Origin of the sequence: Streptomyces sp. NBC_01451 (genome assembly GCF_036227485.1) — a bacterium.
Lineage (GTDB): Bacteria > Actinomycetota > Actinomycetes > Streptomycetales > Streptomycetaceae > Streptomyces.
Genome location: NZ_CP109479.1, coordinates 9,970,543 through 9,991,852 on the forward strand (window position 1 = coordinate 9,970,543; position 21,310 = coordinate 9,991,852).

Sequence of the window (21,310 nt, forward strand, 5' to 3'; positions counted from 1 at the left end):
TGCTGCGACCTGGGTCGCGTGTGTAAAGGGGTTGGGAAAGAAGCCTTGTGGGGTCAGTCGACGGTGACGACCACGGAGTGCCAGCCGCTGGCGCCGTCGGGGATGGTCTGTGTGCGTTTCTCGGTCTGCACCTGGCCGGTGCGGTCTGTGGCGCGGACAGTGAGGGTGTGGCCGCCCTTGGTGGCCTGCCAGGGGAAGGACCACTGACGCCAGGTGTCGCGGGTGTCCTCGGCGGCCAGCCGGGCCTCCTGCCAGGGGCCGTCGTCGACCCGGACCTCGACCCTGTCGATGCCGCGGTGCTGAGCCCAGGCGACTCCGCCGACCATGACCCTGCCGGTCTTGGGCCGGGCGAACGGCTTGGGGGTGTCGATGCGGGACTCGGTCTTGATCGGCGCTCTGCGGGCCCAGCCGCGCTTGACCCAGTAGGGGTCGTAGGAGTCGAACGTGGTGAGCTCGATGTCCTTGATCCACTTGCAGGCGGAGACGAAGCCGTAGAGGCCGGGCACCACCATGCGGACCGGGAAGCCGTGCTCGAAGGGCAGCGGTTCGCCGTTCATGCCGAGGGCGAGCAGCGCGTCGCGGCCGTCCATCACATCCTCGACCGGGCTGCCGATCGTCATCCCGTCCACGGAACGGGCCACCAACTGGTCGGCGGGGCCGCCCTTCGAGGGTGGCTTCACCCCGCACTCGGCCAGCAGGTCCGCCAGTCGTACGCCGATCCAGCGGGCGTTGCCGACGTAGGGGCCGCCGACCTCGTTCGACACACAGGTGAGAGTGATGTCCCGCTCGACCAGATCGCGCCGCAGCAGGTCGTCGAAGGAGAGGGAGACCGGGCGTCGTACACCCGTGCCGTGGATGCGCAGCCGCCAGGCCGTGGCGTTCACCTTGGGCACCACGAGGGCGGTGTCCACTCGGTAGAAGTCACCGTTCGGCGTGGTGAACGCGCTGATCCCGGGGATCCGCAGCTGGGCACCCTTGGGAATGGCGGCGGCTGCGGAGGCGGGGCGGGGCAGGACGACCTTGTTGCGTGAGGCGACCGCGTTCTGGCCGCTCGCGCTGTTCACTGTCCGGCCGAGGATCCCGGCCCCGGTGGACGCGGCGGCAGCGGCCGTGGCCGCGATCACGAAGCCGCGGCGGTCCCAACCGGCGCCGGAAACCGGACCCTCTGGTTCGCTGGCAGCTCGTTCGGCGGCCGGTCCCGGGATCCGGGGTGCGAGGTAGCCGAGCAGCACGTAGAGGACCACGGCTCCCGCGATTCCGCCCAGCACGGAAGGCAGCGCATCGGAGAGACTGGTGGAATCCGGCCGTGTGATGGCTGCGGCTGCACCGACCGCTCCGAAAAGCAGGACACCGGCGGCTCCGGTGCGCCGAAATCGCAGTGCGAAAATTCCGAGTGCCAGTGCGAAAAGCGCCAGCAATGTGAGAATTCCGAGCTGGAGAACCAACTTGTCATTGGTGCCGAAATGACGGATAGCCCAGTCCTTCACAGCGGCCGGGGTGCGGTCGATCGCCGCGCCGCCGACCGCCACGACCGGACTGGCCTGCGGACGCACCGCAGCCGACACCAGCTCAGCGGCAGCGAGCGAGGCGAAGCCGGCCAAAATGCCGCTCAAGGCGCCCAGAGCCGGCAGCGCCCGGCCGAGGTGCTGCCACGTTTTCTTCTCGTCGTCGGTCACGTGGGGAATCCGGCTCCGAAAGCCCGGCGGATTGGTTGTCTGCCCGATCGGATGAATTTTTTTCTCAGACCAATCCAGGCTTGCCTCGGCTACGGATGTAAGTTACGTCGTATTCCGCCTTTTCCTGCCGGGCGGGCAGATGAGGCTCCTCGTTTCCCTGCTGCCGCGGCATGGTCGAGTGCCGCTTCCTGAAGTGAAATCCTGGTGCCTGCGACCAACCCTTCATCGTGTCTGCATCGGATCACCTATAAGAATAAAAAGGGATGATCTGCCATGAAGTGCTCTTCTGTAGGGCTCGCGCTCGCGCCGCAGGACGGTCTGGGTCAGGTACGCAGAGATGTGCGTGATCAGCTGGCGCGGTGGGGGAGGAGCGAACTCGCCGAGGGCTGGCGCGTCGAGATCAGTCTCGTCGCGCTCCGTCACATACGCGGCGTGGATGTCGCGCGCGCCGCCCGGCACGCCGGCGAGGAGCGCGTGGCCGCGCTGTTTCCTGCGGAGACGACGCCGGCGCAGGTCAGCGTCACCGTCACCGGCCTGGTCTGACCTGCTGCCTGCGTCCTGTCCGCGCGACGGCCTACAGGTGCGGCGGCGGAGAGGTAATCATGAGGTGCAGGAAGACGGTCCAGGCGCAGGCCGCGGCTGCCATGATTCGCAGTCTGCGGCGGCGCGCGGGTGTGACGGGATCAGGACCTGCTCCCACGGGAAGGGCGACCGAGACCGGGGCTCTCCCGGGTGCGACCTCGGGCGTCGCGGACAGCGTCGGCGGACCGTGGCGGCGTGCCGGACGGGCTTGCGGCCGGTCGGCCGGCCGCCGTGGGCGGCGCCTCGCGGCCCGGCGGGTCGGGTGTACCGCTACTGGTGGGGCTGCGGTCCCGGCCGCGGCGGGTGCCAGTCCCTGGGACAGGCCGCTCAGGAACGCGGCGTAGGCGGCCCGCCGAAGGCCGGTCGGGGTGGTGCGGCCACTTTCCCAGGAGCGCACCGTCGCCGTGGTCACGCCGAATGACGCGGCGACCTGTTCGTCGGTGAGCTGCCACGCCCGGCGCAAGCGGGCGCGCTCCTCGGGCGCGGGCAGAGGTGCCTTTCCGTCGCTGCGGCGCGGGTGGGACGGCATGGGGTGCTGGGGCAGAAGGTTGATCGTCACGACGGTATGACAACCGGCAACCAGGTCATGTGATCACAGGGCATCCCGATTGCACCCGTATGCCGTAACGCATGACGAGGCTCAGGTCGGGTCGGGTGCGCCTCACCGGTTCGACGGAAGATCGGCCATGTGGCCAATCCGCTCCCGCCGCGGCTTCGGATTACGCGCGAAACCAGTGTCCGCGGCCGACCGGGAGGAGAAGCGATGCCAGTCGTCCCAGGGGACTGGGCGCGGGAGCAGCGGGAGGCGGCCGACGGCGGTCGCGGGTGGTGGAGCGTCGCTGTCGTAGGCAGTGGTGTGGCGTCTGCTGGTGTCACGACCGTGACGGCATCACGCGATGCGTGGTCGCCGAGGTCCACAACACCATCGGCGAACGCCATAGCTACCTGCTGTTTCCCGATGGAAGGACACGGCACGCGCCGACAAGGAGTTCTACGTCTCGCCGCTCTTCCCCGTCGACGGCCACTACCGTATGTGCCTGCCCCGCCCGGCGAGCGACTCGACCTGACCGTGCACCTCGAACGTGCCGGCGTCAGGCCTTTCACCGCGACCGTCCGCGGGAGCCGCCACGACGTCACACCGCTCGCGCTGCTGCGGCTGGCCGCACGCCATCCGTCTCGACCCTCGCCGTGTCCGCCTGCACACCATCCGCCTGTACCTGCGACGACTGCCGTCCAGCGCCGCCCCACCACCACGCCCCGGAGAACCCGTCATGACGACCGCCGAACACCGTCCCGCCGTACGGCCGACACGCCCCGCCGTCCCGAAGCCCCGCCGTCGGCCCGGCCCGCTGGCCCGACGTGGCCGCACCGCCGACCACCATCATCGCCCGCAGGGGCGTCACAGCGGCTGTGCTACGCCGTACCTTCGAACGCCTGCTGCTGCGTGTGCAGTTCGCCGACGGCACCATGGCCGGGCAGGGCGGCCCCCTTCTGGAGATCCACGACCCGACGGCGTTCCACGGCCGCGTCGGCGGCCAGGGGCTGATCGGCTTCGGCGAGTCGTACATGGCCGGCGAGTGGGACGCCCTCGACCTGGTCGCCGTCCTCACGGTGCTCGCCCACCACACGGCCACTCCGATCCCGGCCGCGCTGCAGCGGCTGCGCGGGCTGGGGGCGCTGCGCCGGCCGCACGCCCGGCGCAACACCCCCGCCGGTGCGCGTGCCAACATCAGCCGCCACTACGACCTGTTGAACGACCCCTTCGCCCTCTTCCTCTACGACACCCTCACCTACTCCGCGGCCCTCTTCCGGGCCCTGCCCGCCACCTGGGAGCTGTTGGCCGTGGCCCAGCACCGCAAGATCGATCGGCTGCTGGACCTCGCCGAGGTCGGGGCGGGCAGCAGGGTGCTGGAGATCGGCACCGGCTGGGGCGAACCTGCGATCCGCGCCGCCGCGCGCGGTGCCCGGGTCACCACTCGCTCCCCCTCTCCCGCGGACAGCGCGACCTGGCCCGCATCGACCTGTGCGGCTACCGAGAGGTCCGCGGCACGTACGACGCGGTCGTGAGCGTGGAGATGATCGAGGTCGTGGGCGCCGAGTTCTGGCCCGACTACTTCCGCACCATCGACGACCGGCTGGCGCCCGGAGGGCGCGTCGTCGTGCAGGCCATCACCATGCCGCACGAGCGGATGTTGGCCAGCCGGGACACCTTCACCTGGATCCAGAAGTACATCTTCCCCAGCGGCCTGCTGCCCTCCGTCGAGGCGGTGGCCGACGCCGCGAACGACCACACCCGGTCGCGGACCGATCGCCGGGACGGTTTCGGAGCGCACTACGGCGAGACGCTGTGGCTTGAACGTTTCACCGAGCGAGCCGACGAGGTGGCCGCGCTCGGCTTCGACGACACCTTCCGCCGCATGTGGACGCTCTACCTCGCCTACTCCGAGGCCGGCTTCCGCTCCGGACACCTCGACGTCCAGCAGTACCTGTTCACCAAGGAGGACCCCGCCCGATGAACACCATTCCCACTGTACGGACCGGCGCCGCCCAGCGGCTCGCCGCACTCGCCGAGACAGCGCTGGGCGGGCCTCTCCCGCTGCGGCTGCGTGCCTGGGACGGCAGCGAGGCAGGCCCGACCGGGGGACCGGTCGTCGTGGTCCGCTCCCGGCGCGCCCTGCGCCGCCTGCTGTGGCAGCCCGGAGAGCTGGGCCTGGCGCAGGCGTACGTCACCGGGGAGATCGACGTGGAGGGAGACCTGGCGCAGGGGCTGCGCGCGATGTGGGCAGCCGCACGGGAACGCCGCCTGCACCCGCCACGGCTCGGCCTCGCCGGCCTGGTGCGTGCGACCGGAACCGCCGCGCTGCTGGGCGCGGCCGGACCACGGCCGCCCGCCCCCGCCTCCCAGGCACGGCTGCGCGGTGGTCTCCACAGCAGGGCCCGCGACCGGGCCGCCATCAGCCACCACTACGACCTCTCCAACGACTTCTACCGCCTCCTCCTCGATGAGACCATGGCGTACTCGTGCGGCTACTGGACCGGCGACGAGCCGGACCTCACCCCCGCCGAGGCCCAGCTTGCCAAGCTGGAGCTGATCTGCCGCAAACTCGCTCTGACGCCCGGAGCCCGGCTGCTGGACATCGGCTGCGGCTGGGGTTCGCTCACCCTGTACGCCGCACAGCAGTACAAGGCGCAGGTCACCGCCGTCACCCTGGCCAAGGAGCAGGCGGCCCACGTCCGCGAACAGGTCGCCGAGCGCGGCATGGAACACCTGGTCGAGGTGGTGTGCCAGGACTACCGCGACATCACGGGCGGTGCCTACGACGCCGTCTCCACCGTCGAGATGGGCGAGCACGTCGGGGACGCCGAGTACCCGGCGTTCGCCGCCGCCCTGTACCGCCTGGTCCGGCCGCGGGGACGCGTGCTGGTGCAGCAGATGTCCCGAGGGACGAAGGCGCCGGGAGGCGGCACCTTCATCGAGGCGTACATCGCCCCCGACATGCACATGCGCCCGCTCGGGGAGACGGTCGCCCTGCTGGAGGAGGCCGGGTTGGAGGTCCGCTCGACCGAATCGCTGCGCGAACACTACGTTCGTACCGTCGCCGCCTGGCATCGAACTCTTGAGGACCGGTGGAAGGACTTCGTGCGGCTCGTCGGCGAGGAGACGGCCCGGGTGTGGCGGCTGTACCTGGTCGGTGCAGCCCTGGCATTCGAGGAGCGGCGGATGGGAGTGGACCAGATCCTGAGCGTGCGGCCGACACCCGGCGGGGATGCCGGCATGCCTGCGACGCCTCGGGACTGGTACGCGGGACCGGACCGGCCGTGAGCGGCTTCGAACGGGGCACCTTCGCGGTGAATCTGGGATGAGTCGCCGGGCTCTCGCTTGCCGCCACGAGTAGTTGCGCGGCCCCGGCCGGTGAGGGCGATCCGGGCCGCCGCTACTTGGGCACCATACTGACGGCGTTTTGTGGTCTGCGGCGGGCCGGGCACATCGCCCGGCGCGGCCGCGGGCACGGCGAGGGCCCGCTCCACTGCCAACTGCTTGGCAAGGCGACCCCTGGCAGCCGCAACCTCTACGCCCTGCGCATTGTCTACCCCGTCCAGGGCGCTCTGGTGTGGCTGTTGTCGCTGCCGGTCCAGGCCGTGCCGTACGTGCCCGGTCCCATGACCGCCCTCGCCGCCGCCGGCCCGGGACTCGTGGTACTCGGTATGTGCTTCGACGCGGTCGGGGACACCCAGCTCTCCCGGTTCAAAGCGGATTCCTCCTACAAAGGCCGGATCATGGACCAGGGGTTGTGGCGCAACACCCGTCATCCCAACTACTTCGGCGACCTCTGCGTCTGGTGGGGACCGCTGCTGATCGTCTGCGCCACCGCCGTGACGGTCGTGTAGCCGCTGGTCATGAACCGTCCGCTGATCTGGGGCAGCGGGAAGCGTCTGCCGAAGCGGCACATGGCACAGCGGCCCGGATACGCTCAGCACGCGGCCCGCGCCGGCCCCGCCTGAGTTGGTGTGGCCCCGCCGCGAAGCGAAGGGCGGGGCCACACCAACTCAGGCGGGAAAGTGCACCAGGGTGAGCGGGCTGGTGGTGGGCTGTTTCGAGCCGCCCGCGGGTTCAACGGTGACGCCCATGCCCGACGCCCCGTCCACGCCCCCCTGCAGCAGGACGGCCTGGTCGCTGCGGCCGGGGTCCATCAGACCAGCGGAGCGCATGGTGCCCCCGTCGTCGAACCACAGCTGGTAGACCTTCCCCGCCGGCGGACGCGCCATCCCGGCGGCGAGGAACACCGCCTGGTCCCGCTCGTGCGATACCACCACGGTGCCGGTGGCACCGTCGGCCAGCTTCGCGACCCGGGTCCTGGCGTCCGGCGCGGCGAGCACCGCGCTGATCCGCGCTGTTCCCTGCTCGGCCCGGCGCGCCTGGCTGAGCGCGGCCTCGGCCCGCTGGTGCTGCCACACCGTGGTGCCGCCGAGCGCGGCAGCAGCCGCGAGGCAGGCGGCCAGCGTCCACCGCGACAGCTGTCGTGCCCGCAGTCGGGCACGGCCCGAACGCATCGGCGTCGGCTCGCCGGGGGAGCCCTGACGGACGGTCGTGATGCGGCGCAGCACCTGTTCGCGCATCTCCCGCCGAGGCGTCGCAGAGACGGCGAGTCCCAGACGGGCCGTGGTGGCACAGAGCTCGGCGGTCTCCTGAGTGCAGGGTTCGCAGGCGGAGAGGTGTCGCTCGAACGCGTCGCGTTCTTCGTCGGACAGGGCGTGTAGGGCGTAGGCACCGGTCATGAGGTGCAGTTCGGCGGTGGTCATGCGGTCACCCCCAGGCAGTCGCGCAGCCGGATCAGTCCGTCGCGCAGGCGGGTTTTTACGGTGCCCAGTGGGAGGGCGAGTGCTTCTGAGACCTCGCGGTAGGTCAGTCCGCGGTAGTAGGCCAGGGTGACCGCCTGGCACTGGATGTCGGTCAGCGTGCGCAGACAGCGCCGCACCTGTTCCCGTTCCAGCCGTGCCTCGACCTGTTCGGTCACCTCGTCGTACTCGGGGGTGCGCTCCAGTAGGGCGGCCTTGTGGTCCCGGGCGGCCACGGCTTCCACGTGCCGGACGCGGTCCACGGCCCGGCGATGGGCGAGGGTGAGGATCCAGTTGATCGCCGTGCCGCGGTCGGAACGGTAGCGGGGAGCGGTGCGCCACACTTCTACCAGAACCTCCTGGGCCACTTCCTCGGACTGTGCCTGATCACGCAGCACGGCACGGACGACACCGAGAACCGGACTTACGACGGCGTCGTAGACAGAAGCGAACGCAGGCTCATCCCCCAGAGCCACGCGGCCCACCAGCTCTTCCAGGTCCGGCTCCATCGATGGGTTCCTGCCGATATGTACGGCTTCTCTCACAACGCCCTCCGTGGTTGGGACATCTCCGGACGTAATCCGATCCTGCGCGGGCCGGGGATTGGTTCTGGCAGCGATGAAAACGCAGGCGGCACGAGCCCGAGAGGGAAGACGGAAGACTGACGAACGACCACCGCGCCGTCGGCAGGCCAAGCCGTCAGGCGCCCCGCGACCGATCCCCCCTCAACAGGAAGTCTCCTCAGGGGCGAACACCAGGTGAAAAGGAGGTCGCGGATGGCACGGCACGAGTTCGCACTCGCCCTGGAAACGGCGCACGTCACCAGGGCCGTCCAAGCCCTCTGGCGACGCCTCGTGCTTCGCACGCCCCCCGCGGGCCGCTGTGCTGGACCAGCGCGATGCCAGCGGACTGCCCTGCTGGCTCGAAAAGCTTGCCACCTGCGGACATCCGACGCTGGAGGGCCTGGCGAAAGGGATCCGCGAGGACCAGGGCGATGCGCTCGACACAGAGGAGTACGCATACAGCGGCGATTTCATGTGCGATCGGCTGGGTGTACCCCGATCCGGCTACTACGATTGGCGCTCCCGCCCGGAATCCGCGACAGCCCAGCGGCGCGAAGAACTGTAATTGCTCATCGAGAAGGTCTTCGCCATGTCCGACAGCACCTACGGGCACCGGCGCGTCCAGGCCCAGCTGGAGCGCTGGGGCGTCACCGCCGGCCTGGGCCCGGTCCGCCGCCTCATGCGTGAACTGGGCCTGGTTCCCTGCCAGCCGCGGCCGAAGAGGTTCAACCTCACTCAGGCTGCGGCTGGCCCGGTGCCAGACCTCGCCGGTCGCGACTTCACTGCGGATGCGCCCGGTGAAAGGCTCGTCGGTGACATTTCCTGAATCGCGATCGGGAAGGCTGGCTGTACCTCGCGACGGTCATCGGCTGCTGCACGAAGGAAGTCATCGGCTACGCGATGGACGACCACTATCAAACCCCACTGATATCCAGGGCGATCAATAACCGGCCCCGCAAGAGCCTCGGTTGGCGGACGCCGGTCGAGGTCTTCGAAGAGCAGGTACGCTCGCTGCACAAGTCCCGTGTTGCAATGACCAATTGAATTCGTCAACTACATATCAGTCGAGTTCAGGAAGACGCTCGACCGGTTCGGGCTCCGCAGATCTTCCGGTTGCACGGGGTCTGTTCCGACTGTCAACGCCATGGCCGAATCGTTCTTCGGCGCCCTGAAGAACAAGCGCGTATCAAGGGTGACTTACCTGACTCGCGAGGCCGCCCGGCAGGACATCGCTCGCTACATCGAATTCAGGAACAACTGCAAACGTCTCTACTCGGTGATGGGTTACCGTCCTCCGCGCGAAGTCCACGCCGAGTACGAGAAGTTGCGAATCGTGGCATGAAACAGACGGTCAGAAGCCTGTCCGGAATCCGCGAGGCTCCCTCTCTTTTAATGTAGCTGTTCAGCAGGCGCGGACGCGCGCAGATCGCACGCCTGACCCATGCGGCAGAAAGGGAAGAACCGTCGCCATCCTGACATCGGGGGATTTCCGGCCTCGATGAGGCTGATTCTCGGCAGACGGAACGTCGCTGGGCAGGCGGCCCTGACATGCCGTTACCCCTGCTGAACAGCTACCCACACAGGGTGGGGTGCCACCCGCAAAGGTTTCGCCATGAGCTGATGCTGTCGTTCCAGCTTCCCAGGCTACGAACCTGAATGCGCGGACCCACCGAGACGCTAGCCCCTCCATAGTTCGCGTGCTCGTAAAAGGTGATCGAGTAATTAGTGTTGTTGATGATGGAACTGGCTCGGTCGTTCATGTAGTCACCGACATTGGGACGGTCATGACCCTCGAGATTGCCGATCCAGCGCCCCCCGTAATCTACGTTCTGGAAAATGCATACATAGTGGTCAGGGCAGTCACTGGGGGCGGCACTCGCGGCAGGCGCGGCAGCTAGACCGCTGCCCACCATGGCGGTTGCTATCGTCGCCGGTAAAGCCATTCGCTGAAGGAGTTGCTTGTAGGTCACTGGGTCATTCCCTTCTGAGAAAACGGTTGTCCCCCGAGTGCTGCCCGGGAAGACGGGGCGGCGACGGGACGGGTTGCAATGAGAAGGTGACGATCGGGTAAAGGGATGGCGTGCTGCGCGCGTCTGAAGGGTGGTGTACGTGGTGCGCGCCGGACGTAGCTGTTCAGCAGGCGCGGACGCGCGCAGATCGCACGCCTGATCCGTGCGGCAGAACGTGATGAACCGGTGCAATCCCCACATCGGGGGATTTATGGCCTCAATGAGGCCGATTCTCGGCATACGGAACGTCGCTGGGCAGGCCGCCCTGACATGCCGTCGCCCCTGCTGAACAGCTACGACTTAACGTCCTCTCAGGTCGCAGGGTCGGCTCAGCACTCCAACTGATTGGGGCCTCCAGCACAGGCTTGAGGTCGGTGAACGACCAATCCTCGACGTCATGGGCGACGAGGAGCACCCACTGACGCAGTACATCATCAAGCGGCTCTCCATCCTCAGCCAGGACGTCTGCAGCCGCTCGTCTGCTTGACACTGACCGGCATGCAGCCGTGGTTCCTGCCTGTGCAGTGAAGGTCGGCGTGACTCGGCTTCCCCGTGAAGCCGCCTTCCGTGACCCCGCGCCGTGGACCCGAGCCCGTTCGGCAACCCGGCCACCGCGCTCAGGCAGAAAGGGCCCCGACTTCAGGGCAGTCCGCTCGGCCTGTCCTGAACTCAGTCTGAAAGCAGCCGAGTTGCGGCACTTGGGTTGATCGACTGTCAGCGGCGCCCACCAGCATGACAGTGATCGCAGGGAACTCATGAGCTTTTGGGGAAGGAGCACATGCCTTTTGTCCGGCCGTACGTGTGCTCCGACGGAACGTCAGTGAGCACTGCGCATCGTGAAACGTGCAGGTGCGATGGGCTGGTGTGCGGGTGAGTCGCCGTGCTCGGCCTGGTCGGCGGCGGGTGCCCATGGTGAAGATCGTCTGCCGTCTCGGCGGAGCCGGTTGCGGGGTTCCGCTGCGCTCGTCCCGGGACCAGGGGGTGCCGCGGCATCTGTACGAGCAGGAAGCCGAGACCGCCACGGGTGAAGCGGGTGCCGGGAATACCGCAGGGGATGCAGATGGCGGGAAGGCCGGCGAAGGTGGTTCCTCCCGGCCACGCTGACCGGAGAGCCGGCACCCGAATGATGTCCTGCGGCCCGCTCCAGTCATGACGCGGCCGGGACGCGGAGTGCGGTGTGGACCGGGGGCCGTTCGCCCCGCACCATGGGGCGGATGGCCCCTCGCCGCCAGCCGCGCCGGGGCGGGATCCTGAAGGCAGCCCACAGGCGCTGTGCATATTGCCCTATCACATGCCGGAGGGGCGCGATGATTGTCGTGGTCCGGATCGTGTTGGGCCTGCTGCTGATGGCGCACGGCCTTGTTCACCTGCTGTATGTGGCCCCGGATGTGCCCGAGTTCTCCCTGGACCATTCGCGGCTGATACCTGAATCGGCACGCCAGCCCTTCGGCGTGGTCCTGATGGCGCTGGCGGTGGCTGGCTTCGCCACTCTCGTCCTGTCGGTCTGGGGGGTGCCGGGCCTGGTCTCCTCGTGGCCGGTGATCACCATCGTGGCCAGCCTGGTCTCTGCGATGCTCCTCCTGCTGTTCTGGAATGCCCGGCTCGTCTTCGGTATCACGATCGATATCGCCCTTGTCGCGCTGGCTCTGGTCCGGCCGGGGTGGATGGACACGGTCGTCGGTGCAGACCACTGAGCGACTCTGTCGGGAATCTTGAGGACGGGCGTCACTTCCCTTGGCGCCACCACAGTGGCCGGGGTAAGTCGCGTGCGTCGAGGTACTGCTGGAATGCTGTGGGAGGGCGGGGCCGGTACGAGTCGTCGGCGGGTTCTTGAAGGCTCAGCCGCTCGACGTTGATCGCGAGTGCGGTCAGGACGTGCTGGACGTGCGTCCTGGCCAGGCCACGGTAGCGGCACCGGCGTCCGCGGTGGCCGTTGGCGAACTCCTCGATGGTGCCCTCGGCCCCCGAGCGTCGCCCGTAGAGTTGGCGCCAGTCCGCGTCCTGCTGGTCGGCGCGGTTCTTGGTTTGGAGTTCGTGCAGGCGGCGGGTGGGAAAGTACAGGCTGCGAAACGGGCCTGGAGTGCACTTGGCCCGCTCGGGGCAGCGGCCGCACTGGCGGGCGTCGAACCGGACTGTGACCTTGGTCGGCTCGGCCACCGGCAGGTCCTGCCAGTTGCCGCTGACCTGCCCGTTGTGGCAGGTGACCTCGCGCTGGTCGAAGTCGATGATGAAGTTCTCCCGGCCGAATCCGTCGTTGGCCCGGTGCTGCGGGGTGGTGCTGGGCGGAAGCGGCCCGATCAGAGTGACGCGGTGCAGGCGGGCGGCGGCGTCCATGCCGGCCACGGAGGTGTAGCCGCCGTCGACCAGGTGCCGGTCCGGCAGCAGGCGCAGCCGCCTGAGGCGGGCGTGGATGCCGGGCAGCGCCTGGCTGTCCGCGCTGGAGACGGCGGTGGCCACGTCGTTGATGACGTTGATCCGCTTGTCGTCGCAGGTCTCGGTCACGTGCACGAGGTAGCCGGTCCAGTGGGTGTCGCCACGGCGCGTCCAGCGCGCCTCGGTCTCATACGGCGACTCGATCTGAATCCGGGAGGGCGGCCGGCCGTCGCGCTTCGTGCGCGGCCTGAACCGCCCCTTGGCATCCACCAGGAAGTGCTGCACCAGGATCGTTCGGAGCACCTTCGCCTGCGCCGGAGCGCCGCCGGGGAACCGGGCGTCAAGGCGTTGCAGCAGCTCGCGGGCGTCGTTGCCCACCTGCTCCAGGCGGGCAACGGGGTGGCTGGGCTGGGAGCACAGGCGCACCGGCCGGCCGTAGCGTTGGGCCCATTCGGCGGTGACCAGCTCATCCAGCACCTCTGGCGCGTCGCGGGCCACCTCTTCCAGCACGGCGCGGACCGCCTCGGCCACCAGCTCCAGGCGGGTCAACTCCCGTGCGGCGGACAGGACGTGGGTGGAGACGGTGCGCTGCGTGACGCGCCCCTTGAGCAGGCCGGCCCGTCGGATCCGGGTGAGTGCGAGGCCCAGCAGCCGGTCGGCGCGGTCGCCTTCGGCGAGCCGGTCGCGGAAGTCGGACAGGACGCTGTGCTGGAAGCCGGGATCGTCCAGGTCCAGTCCGAGGGCGTACTTGAAGTCGATTCGGCAGCGCACCGCCTCGGCGGCCTGGCGGTCGGAGAGGTTCATCGCGTACTGCAGCACGCAGACGGTGGCGAGCTGGGCGGGTGAGAGCACAGGGCGGCCGTCACGCGGGTACCAGGCGGTGAAGTCCTCGTCACGCCAGAGGCCATCGAGGCGGTCGCGGATCCACATCGCGGTGGTGCCCTTGGGGTTGGCCGCGCGGGCAACCCGGGCGGTCAGCGGCGGGATCTCGGCTCCGGAGTGAGGTTGGAGGGACACATCGGGCTCCTGGGGAACGAGGGCGGGACGTTACAACGAGCCTGACGCAACGTCACGATCGTTAACTGCCGTCCTCAAGATTCCCGACAGAGTCGCTCAGTGCGCGGGCACATCTGGTGGGCGCCGGGCGCACGCCGGGAGATGACCGTCTTCGCTCTCTTCGGCCTGGCCGTTCTCGGCGTCGACAACACCTCGGCTGCGGACGGAACGGACCGCCGTCCGCCCATGCCCTCGGTGTCGTACCCGATCGACCTCTCTGTCCTGGGAGGTGGACGATGACCCGGCGTCCCAGCGGTCGGCGTAGCCGGCAGGACGCGCCGATCACCGTCCTGGTTGTGGTCGTGGCGGTCGGACTGGTGGTGATGGTGGTCAACTGGCTGCTCGCGCACTGGTGACTGCTGCTCGGCGTGGTCGTCTTCGCTGTCTTGGGCGGCATGGGGTGGTGGCAGCAGTGGACGCGGTGTGTGCAGTGGGAGCACGCGCGGGCGCGCCCTGCGCTGTTGATGGTGCCGGGCTGAGAGTGAAGGTCGGCTCTTCGCGCTGGGAACGCCGCCCGTCGCGTGCGTGCGACCGGGTTGCGCTCCGACGTACCTGTGGAGCTGTCAGCACATGCTGCGCCGTAAACGATGTACGGCCGCAGCTGGACCCGAGGCCAAGCTCGGCAGGCGGCCGCCACGGGCTGCCTGCCGAGAGTGATCGCACATTGGCCTCAGAGGCAGGGCATCGGCACGAGGCGCAGCTCGATCACCTGTCCTGCCTCACGTGGCAGCGTCCTGGCGCCGAACCACGACGGGGCTTCGCCCGAGGTCAGCCGTATACGTTGAATTCCGCGATTGACCACCAGTTGCTCGGGACGTCGCCGGTGTTGACGACCTTGATGTAGCGAGCCGACTGCGTCGGGAAGGAGACCAGTTGGACGCGTTGGCCGTCTGTTACGGAAGAAACCTTGGTCCAGTCGGTTCCGTCCGTGGACGCGTATACGTCTGCGCTTCGCGCGTAGTCGCCAGTGCTGCTGCCGACATCCAGCACGATCTTGTCGAAGGTTTGCGTCTGGCCCATGTCGACTTGGATCCAGAGGCCGCTGTACTGCCCTGTTCCGGAGCTGTACCGAGTGCCGGAGTCACCGTCCAGCATCTTTCCGGGGGCGTCGCCGGAACTCGCATCCGATGCCGTCGCGACCCATCCCGTCCGGGGCAGCGCGGAGGCCAGATCCATGACGTCGAAGGAAGATCCACCCGCAGCGACTCCGCCCGCTGCGTTCACGGAGATCGTGTGTTTCCCTGACGGAACTCCATCCGGAACATAAGCGCTGATTCTGGTGTCCGACCAGCTGTCTATGCCGGCGAAGGCTGATCCGAAATACACGGTGCCCAGCTCCTGCGTGTCACCGAAACCGGAACCGCTGATCGTGAACCTGGAGCGCGGCATGCCTTCGCTCGGCGTCACACCGCTGAACACGGGCACCGGGAGACTCGACAACTTCTTGGTCGTGAACATCGCCGACGTCCCACTGGGGAGTTCGTAGACATAGGAGCCGTCGTCGGACACCGGGAAACTCTGGCTCCTGGCGGTTTTGTTGAACACCACGGTGACGTGCGACCCTTCCGAGCTGGTCCAGGTCTTCAGCTCAAGGCCCTTCGACACCGCGGCCGGAGCCGTCATCGATCCGGTTCCACGCGGAGAACCGTACACATCGATTTCGGCGATGGACCACCAGAAGCCGGATGTCGCGGTACTGGCTACGCGGATGTACCGCGCCTTCCGGGCCAGTATCGTGACGGTCACCGTTCCTATGCCGCCGCTGCCGCTGGCGATCGCGGCGCCCCAGTCGACACCGTCGTCCGAGACATACACCTGATATCTGGTGATGTAGTCGAACGAATTGTCCTTCCCGGTGTCGAGGACGATTTTGTTGAAGCTGGTGGAGCTGCCCAGATCGATCTGGAACCAGTCGCCGCTCGTCATCCCGTGCCCGAGATTCCACCGGGTGTTGATATCGCCGTCGATCGCGCTCGCGGCCACACCCCAGTCCGCGCTCGCCGACGCCGTGGCGGTCCACTCGTCACGGCTCAGCACCCCTCCCGTCGTCCGGACGGAAGCTCCGATCGGCAGGGAGTACGTGATCAGGTCGTTTCCGGCGTGGATGGTGTTCTGGTAGGGCAGTAGTGCCGGATCGTAGGTGATGGTGACGGGACCGGACGGTGAGCTGAACGTGAAGTCGTGCGTCGGGTCCGAGACCTTGGCCGCGGCGGGGATCCTGCCGCTCTGCGTGAGCCCCGAGTAGGTGAAGGTGACGGCGTCGCCGGCGTTCAGGGTGTAGTCGAACGACTGTGTTCTGTCCGCGACGCTGAAGGTTTTCGCCGAACTCCCCGAGTTGTAGGCGATCAGAACCTTGGAACCGTCCGGGTTCCGGAAGGCGACGTTCTCTATGCTTCCCTCCCCGAAGCTGTTCGAGTAGATCCGATGCGCTCCGGGCTTGACGAACCTGCTGGCGTGAGCGAGGGCGTGGTAGTCCACGTTGTAGGACACCTTGCCGCCGGCCGGATCAATCGTGACCAGTCCCCGGCACATGGGGATGCCGTCGGTGTCGCTGTTGAGCGGGCCCATGCCGGGGTCCAGTGCGATGTTCCAGAGCATCACGCCGTTCGCCCAGTTGCGCATGCTGTCGATGATCCACGTGCCCAGTGCTTCGTTGAACGCCGTCTGGTTGTCGCCCTGCCAAAGACCTCCGGTGGCTTCCGTGAGATAGGCCTCCTTGCCCGGATAGTCGTTGTGGACGAGGGTCTGGTAACTCGGGTTTCCGCTGTAGATGTGCCATCCGGTTCCGGCGGCGTACCTCGAGGCCGCGGGATCCTTGAAAATCGTCTCGGGATACGAGGGCACATCCCAGTTGTGGTCCCACGCCAGAATCTTCGTGGATATACCGTTGGCCTCGAACGCCTCGCCGATCTCCTGGATCACCTGGGATTCCTGGTAGGCGGACAGGAACATGCCCGGCCAGGTGGGCGTGCCCATCGGTTCGTTCTGCGGTGAGATGTAGGAGATCGGCACGCCGGCCTTGCGGTACGCCTGGATGAACTTGACGAAGTAGTCGGCCAGTTCGGCGGTGCACTCGCTCTTGAGGGTGCCTCCCACCATGGAATCGGAGGTCTTCATCCAGCCCGGCGGGCTCCAGGGGGTGGCCAGGATCTTGATGGACGGGTTGAGCGCGAGAGCCTGCCGCAGGGCGGGAATGATGTACGACGCGTCATGTTGGACGGAGAAGTGGGACAGGGCCGGATCCGTCTGCCCCGCAGGCATGTCGTCGTAGGAGTAGCTTCCGGATGCGTTGAAGTCCGTGGCACCCATCGGGGAGCGGACCATGCTGAGGCCGATGCCCCTTGAGGGGTCGAAAAGTTCTTGCATCAACTTGGTTCGACCGGCGCTGGGCAGCTTGTTGATGAGCCAGGCTGCGGAGTCGGTCATGGCCGCACCGAACCCCTGGACTCTTTGGTACTTGACGCTGTCGTCTACCTTGATCGTGAGCGGGTTGGCCGTGCGCTTCGTTTCGAAACGCACGGCGCTTTGAGGAGCGACCCATTTCTCTGCTGAGACGTCTGTCAGCCAGACACGCACGGAGTTGCCGTGTGAGGCTTCCTCCCGCAGCGTGGCGGCGACGGCGTTTTCGGAAACCTGCGTCCAGGCGGCGGCGACGCCGATGGCGGTGGTGAGAAACTGGCGTCGTCCGAGACCGTACGAGCTCATCGAAGATCCTCCTTCGGACCTGTGTGTCGGGTGCTTGAAGCCAGGTGGGGGAGGGGGAGCGGTTTCGAGTCGGCTCCCGGGCGACGCCGTCGGCGTCAGTGCCTGCCTACTACGCGGCGCCGGTGCTCGGCTCCTTGATCACGAGCGGGTGCAGCTGCCACGCGTCGACCGCGAATCCGAGACTCGCACCTGACGCGGTGCGGGCCTGCAGGCGCCAAGGTCCCTGTCCTGTCGGGTAGAAGCGCAGGGTGAGGACCTGGCCGGTGGTGGTCAGGAAGACCTCGGCGATGGAGTGGTCGGCGACCACACGCAGATCGACGGGGTGACCGGTGGGGCAGGGCATCCGGTACGAGCCGCCGTGGGCCCGGGTGTCCAGCGAGGCGTCCTCGCGGTCGACGACCAGTTCGCCGGCCTCGGCATCGAGGCGGATGTCGAGGTATTCCGAGCCGTCCGGGTTGGTGAGCAGTCGCAGAGCGGCGTCCGCGGTGGGTTGCAGGCGGGCCGTCAGGTCGAAGGCCCGGCCCACGTCGCCGAGGTCCACCGGCTGGGGGCCGTGTGTCTCGCCCCGGGCGTGGACGGTGTGTTCGCCACGCAGGGCGAGCAGTTCGGTGGCGGGCTGCTGGCGCAGTGTGTTGTCGTCGCCGACGTGGATCTCGCGGGGCAGGGTGAGGACGCCGGCCCATCCGTCCGTAACGGTCCAGGCTTGGTCGCGGGCTTCCCATGACCAGCCCCACAGCAGCCATCTGCCGCCAGGTGCGCGCAGGAGCGCGGGTGCGTAGAAGTCGGGGCCGTGGTCTGCCCACACCGGCGCGTCGGCCTTGAAACGACCGTCGTGCTCTTCGCCGATCAGGGCTGCGACGCGCTGCGGGCCGGTGTGGTGATTCCAGGTGCTGACGAGGAGGGCGCCTCTTCCGCCGGCTGCCGGGAGGTATTGGGGGCACTCCCAGCCCTCGCCGGTGAGCTGCTCGGTGCCGCCGATGGGCTCCGGGTGTCGGGTGGCGAAGGGGCCTCGGTAGGTCCAGTTCTCCAGGTCGGGTGAGTCGTAGAGGAGGGCGGCGGCGCGGCCGTCGGCGAGAGCGGCGCCGACCAGCATCCGCCAGCTGTCGCCGTCCCGCCAGGCGTACGGGTCGCGGTACATGGTGCAGCCCTCGGGCAGCTCGGGGATGAGCAGTTCGCCCCGCGGTCGGAAGGTCCGGCCGCCGTCGTGGGAGACGGCGGAGGTGACCGGCTGGTGCTGGAACGAGCGGTCCTCGCGGTGTGCGGAGTAGAAGGCGACGAGCCGGTCTCCGTCGTCGACGGCGTTGCCGGAGAAGCAGCCATCGGCGTCCACGCCACCGGGCGTCGGGGACAGCGCGGTCGGCAGCGGCTCCCAGCTCAGCAGGTCGGGGCTGCGGAAGTGGCCCCAGTGCATGTTCGCGTGGGTCGCTCCGTACGGGTTGTACTGGTAGCAGAGGTGGTAGTGGCCGTCGTGGAAGACCAGCCCGTTGGGGTCGTTGATCCAGTTGCGGGGCGGGCGCAGGTGCGCCACGGGGTGGTGCGGATCGAGGGGTGTGGTGGACACACGCGTGCCTTTCGGTGGTTCAGAGGTGCCCGCCCAGCCGGGTCAGGGATCGGCTGGGCGGGGGCTTCGAGCAGCGTTCGCATGTCCCGCAAACGGCGTTCAGGCCCGGATGCGGAATCCCACGCTGAGCTGGTGCTCCCGTCGTGAGCTGGGGCCGACGCGGAGCATGAACTCGCCTGGTTCGACCACGCGACGGTTGTCGGCGGTGACGAGTGAGCAGTGTCCGGCAGGGACGCTGATGTCGACGGCGAGGGTTTCGCCGGGCGGGACTTCGGCCTGGGTGAACGCCTTCAGCTCCTGCTCGGCCCACGTGACGCTGGTGGTCAGGTCACTGACGTACGCCTGGACAGTCTCCAGGGCCGGACGGCTTCCGCTGTTGGTGAGCCGCACCGTGGCGTGGACGGTGCCGTCGGCGGAGACCTCGTCCTCGTGCACGGTGAGGCCGGAGTAGGTGACGGTGGTGTAGCTCAGGCCCTCGCCGAACGCGAACAGGGGGTCCTGGGTGAGGTCCGCGTAGCGGTGACCGTGCTGGCCCCGCACCTGGTTGTAGTAGACCGGCTGCTGCCCGACGTGGCGTGCGAAGGAGACCGGGAGCCGGCCGCTGGGTTCGGTGAGTCCGAGGAGGAGTTCGGCGACGGCACGGCCGCCGCGCATGCCCGGGTTGAACGCCTCGACGAGCGCTGCCGCGTTCAGTGCCGAGTCGGGGAGGGTGCTCGGCTTGGACTGGGCGAGTACGACGATCATGGGCGTGCCGGTGGCGGCGACCGCGTCCAGCAGCGCGATCTGGCCTCCCTGGAGGTCGAGGGTGGCTGTGGAGCGCACCTCGCCCGTCAGGGCCTTGGTGTCCCCCACGACCACGACGGCGTAGTCCGCGGCCTCGGCAGCGGCGGTGGCCTCCCGAAGCTGTGCCTCGTCGGCCGGGGCGGGGAGGAACACGGGCGGCTGCGGCTGGCCGTCGGGCCCGGCGACCCACTGGTCGGGGTCGAAGGCTGGGCTTTCGATGTCGGCTCCGCGGGCGTGCGTGATCGTCCAGTCGGCGGGGACGACGGCGCGCAGGCCGTCCAGCACCGTCTCCACCAACTCGCGTGGATGTCCGTCGGGCATCCACGGCACCTGGCCGGTGGCCCCCGCCCAGTCGCCGAGCATGGCCTCCGGGCTGTCGGAGTTGGGGCCGATGACCGCGATCGTGCGTGGCGTGCCCTGGCCCGTGGCGCGGCCGGTTCCGTCAGCGGTCAGCCCGCCTTCGAGGGGCAGGATCCCCTCGTTGCGCAGCAGTACGAGGGAACGTCGGGCGGTCTCGAGGTTGAGATCGGCGTGCTCGCGGCAGCCGATCACCTGCGCCTGCCGCTCGGGGTCGGGGGCGCGGGGGTCCTCGAAGAGCCCGAGTTCGAACTTCAGCCGCAGCACCCGCCGTACCGCGTCGTCGATCTGCTTCTCCTCGACCAGGCCGCGGGCGACCGCCTCCTGGGCGCCCTCGAAGAACGCGGGCGTGGCCATGACCAGATCGTTTCCGGAGTTGACGGCGACCGCCGCCGCCTCGGCGTAGTCGGCGCAGGTCCGCTGGTCGTAGACCATCCGGCCGACGTTGTCCCAGTCGGTCACCAGCGTGCCGGTGAAGCCCCATTCGCCCTTGAGCACGTCGTTGATGAGCCACTCGTTGGCGGTGATGGGCACACCGTCGATCGACTGGTAGCCCAGCATGAAGCCGCGACAGCCGGCCCGGGCCGCCCGCTCGAACGGGGGCAGGAACCACGAGCGCAGCTTGCGCGGGCTGAGATCCGCCTCGCTGGCGTCGCGTCCGCCCAGGGTCTCGGAGTAGCCCGCGAAGTGCTTGGCGTAGGCCAGTACGGCGGTCGGGTCGCCGAGGCCCTCACCCTGGTAGCCGCGCACCATGGCTGCCCCCAACTCGCCTATCAGGTAAGGGTCCTCGCCGAACGTCTCGTTGATCCGGCCCCAGCGCAGGTCGCGGGTGATGCACAGCACCGGGGAGAAGGTCCCGTGGATCCCGGTCGTCGAGATCTCGGTCGCGGACGCACGGGCGACCCGGTGGATGAGAGAGGGATCCCAGGTGCAGGCCATGCCGAGCTGTGTGGGGAAGATGGTCGCGCCCGGCCAGAAGGAGTGGCCGTGGATGCAGTCGTCGGCGGTCAGCAGCGGAATACCGAGCCGTGTCCGCCGGGCCCGTTCCATGGCCTCCGGCATCCGCGCGGGTGTCACATGCAGGACCGACCCGGCCAGCTTGGCCGACACGATGTCGTCGAGGTCCCCGTGCTGGGCGTCGAGCATCAGCAACTGTCCGACCTTCTCCTGCAAGGTCATCAGGGACAGCAGGTCCTCGGTTCTCGTTTCCACGGACGCGTCCGGATCCAGGTACACGGCAGAGCGGACCGGGTGTCCCACTATGGTCTCCAAGTCATGAGTCGTCACAGGTCAGAGAGGTGACGGGGG

At 68.4% G+C, this 21,310-nt stretch carries 16 protein-coding genes and 4 pseudogenes; 11 read left to right on the forward strand and 9 right to left on the reverse strand.

Annotated features, from left to right (window positions below):
* Positions 1-53 precede the first annotated feature (53 nt).
* Entirely contained in the window at positions 54-1,676 is a 1,623-nt protein-coding gene (locus OG595_RS43965; RefSeq protein ID WP_329282318.1) for a sulfite oxidase, read from the reverse strand.
* Between the two features lie 273 nt (positions 1,677-1,949).
* On the opposite strand from OG595_RS43965, the gene OG595_RS43970 reads away from it, so the two are divergent.
* On the forward strand, positions 1,950-2,219 hold the full coding sequence (locus tag OG595_RS43970) for a hypothetical protein (protein ID WP_329282319.1): 270 nt from the start codon (positions 1,950-1,952) through the stop codon (positions 2,217-2,219).
* Between the two features lie 31 nt (positions 2,220-2,250).
* On the opposite strand, the gene OG595_RS43975 is transcribed toward OG595_RS43970, so the two are convergent.
* Positions 2,251-2,817, reverse strand: a complete 567-nt coding sequence (locus OG595_RS43975; RefSeq protein ID WP_329282321.1) for a helix-turn-helix domain-containing protein — start codon at positions 2,815-2,817, stop codon at positions 2,251-2,253.
* Between the two features lie 302 nt (positions 2,818-3,119).
* On the opposite strand from OG595_RS43975, the pseudogene OG595_RS43980 reads away from it, so the two are divergent.
* The 4 genes and pseudogenes from OG595_RS43980 to OG595_RS43995 form a co-directional block, all read left to right on the forward strand.
* Positions 3,120-3,523: pseudogene (locus OG595_RS43980) on the forward strand (DUF1365 family protein); the annotation flags it as partial.
* A 94-nt stretch (positions 3,524-3,617) separates the two neighbouring features.
* Positions 3,618-4,774: pseudogene (locus tag OG595_RS43985) on the forward strand (class I SAM-dependent methyltransferase).
* On the forward strand, positions 4,771-6,081 hold the full coding sequence (locus tag OG595_RS43990) for a cyclopropane-fatty-acyl-phospholipid synthase family protein (RefSeq protein WP_329282323.1): 1,311 nt from the start codon (positions 4,771-4,773) through the stop codon (positions 6,079-6,081). The pseudogene OG595_RS43985 and the gene OG595_RS43990 overlap by 4 nt, the downstream one beginning before the upstream one ends.
* A 62-nt stretch (positions 6,082-6,143) precedes the next feature.
* Positions 6,144-6,761 (forward strand): annotated as a pseudogene (locus tag OG595_RS43995) (DUF1295 domain-containing protein); the annotation flags it as partial.
* 45 nt (positions 6,762-6,806) lie between these two features.
* Here OG595_RS43995 and OG595_RS44000 read toward each other — a convergent pair.
* Both OG595_RS44000 and OG595_RS44005 read right to left on the reverse strand, forming a co-directional pair.
* On the reverse strand, positions 6,807-7,559 hold the full coding sequence (locus tag OG595_RS44000; protein ID WP_329282324.1) for an anti-sigma factor: 753 nt from the start codon (positions 7,557-7,559) through the stop codon (positions 6,807-6,809).
* Positions 7,556-8,140 (reverse strand): sigma-70 family RNA polymerase sigma factor, encoded by a 585-nt coding sequence (locus tag OG595_RS44005; protein WP_329282326.1) that lies wholly within the window; start codon positions 8,138-8,140, stop codon positions 7,556-7,558. Before OG595_RS44005 ends, OG595_RS44000 begins: the two co-directional genes overlap by 4 nt.
* A gap of 337 nt (positions 8,141-8,477) precedes the next feature.
* On the opposite strand from OG595_RS44005, the gene OG595_RS44010 reads away from it, so the two are divergent.
* From OG595_RS44010 to OG595_RS44025, 4 genes and pseudogenes are all read left to right on the forward strand, one after another.
* Positions 8,478-8,723 carry a hypothetical protein gene (locus OG595_RS44010; protein ID WP_329282328.1) on the forward strand — a complete coding sequence of 82 codons (246 nt, stop codon included), beginning with the start codon at positions 8,478-8,480 and terminating at the stop codon, positions 8,721-8,723.
* On the forward strand, positions 8,724-8,984 hold the full coding sequence (locus OG595_RS44015; protein ID WP_329282330.1) for an IS3 family transposase: 261 nt from the start codon (positions 8,724-8,726) through the stop codon (positions 8,982-8,984).
* 101 nt (positions 8,985-9,085) lie between these two features.
* A pseudogene (locus OG595_RS44020) lies at positions 9,086-9,202 on the forward strand (IS30 family transposase); the annotation flags it as partial.
* 100 nt (positions 9,203-9,302) lie between these two features.
* Complete coding sequence (locus OG595_RS44025) at positions 9,303-9,500, forward strand: IS3 family transposase (RefSeq protein ID WP_329282332.1); 198 nt, start codon at positions 9,303-9,305, stop codon at positions 9,498-9,500.
* A gap of 229 nt (positions 9,501-9,729) precedes the next feature.
* Here OG595_RS44025 and OG595_RS45550 read toward each other — a convergent pair whose 3' ends face one another.
* Positions 9,730-10,407 (reverse strand): peptidase inhibitor family I36 protein, encoded by a 678-nt coding sequence (locus tag OG595_RS45550; protein WP_443073310.1) that lies wholly within the window; start codon positions 10,405-10,407, stop codon positions 9,730-9,732.
* A 1,067-nt stretch (positions 10,408-11,474) separates the two neighbouring features.
* Between OG595_RS45550 and OG595_RS44030 the strand changes: the two genes are divergently transcribed.
* Entirely contained in the window at positions 11,475-11,861 is a 387-nt protein-coding gene (locus tag OG595_RS44030; RefSeq protein WP_329282334.1) for a hypothetical protein, read from the forward strand.
* Between the two features lie 31 nt (positions 11,862-11,892).
* Here the strand turns inward: OG595_RS44030 and OG595_RS44035 are convergent, their stop codons facing one another.
* A complete protein-coding gene (locus OG595_RS44035; RefSeq protein WP_329282335.1) occupies positions 11,893-13,557 on the reverse strand; it encodes a transposase in 1,665 nt (554 codons plus the stop codon).
* 99 nt (positions 13,558-13,656) lie between these two features.
* Here OG595_RS44035 and OG595_RS44040 point away from each other — a divergent pair, with 99 nt between their 5' ends.
* Positions 13,657-13,836 (forward strand): hypothetical protein, encoded by a 180-nt coding sequence (locus OG595_RS44040; protein ID WP_329282337.1) that lies wholly within the window; start codon positions 13,657-13,659, stop codon positions 13,834-13,836.
* A 528-nt stretch (positions 13,837-14,364) separates the two neighbouring features.
* On the opposite strand, the gene OG595_RS44045 is transcribed toward OG595_RS44040, so the two are convergent.
* The 3 genes from OG595_RS44045 to OG595_RS44055 form a co-directional block, all read right to left on the reverse strand.
* Positions 14,365-17,301, reverse strand: coding sequence for a discoidin domain-containing protein (locus OG595_RS44045; protein WP_329282339.1), 2,937 nt, complete (start codon positions 17,299-17,301; stop codon positions 14,365-14,367).
* A gap of 109 nt (positions 17,302-17,410) precedes the next feature.
* Entirely contained in the window at positions 17,411-18,862 is a 1,452-nt protein-coding gene (locus OG595_RS44050) for a glycoside hydrolase family 32 protein (RefSeq protein ID WP_329282341.1), read from the reverse strand.
* 99 nt (positions 18,863-18,961) lie between these two features.
* Positions 18,962-21,262: a glycoside hydrolase family 3 N-terminal domain-containing protein gene (locus tag OG595_RS44055; RefSeq protein WP_443073390.1), complete on the reverse strand. Its 2,301-nt coding sequence runs from the start codon at positions 21,260-21,262 to the stop codon at positions 18,962-18,964.
* Positions 21,263-21,310: the final 48 nt, after the last annotated feature.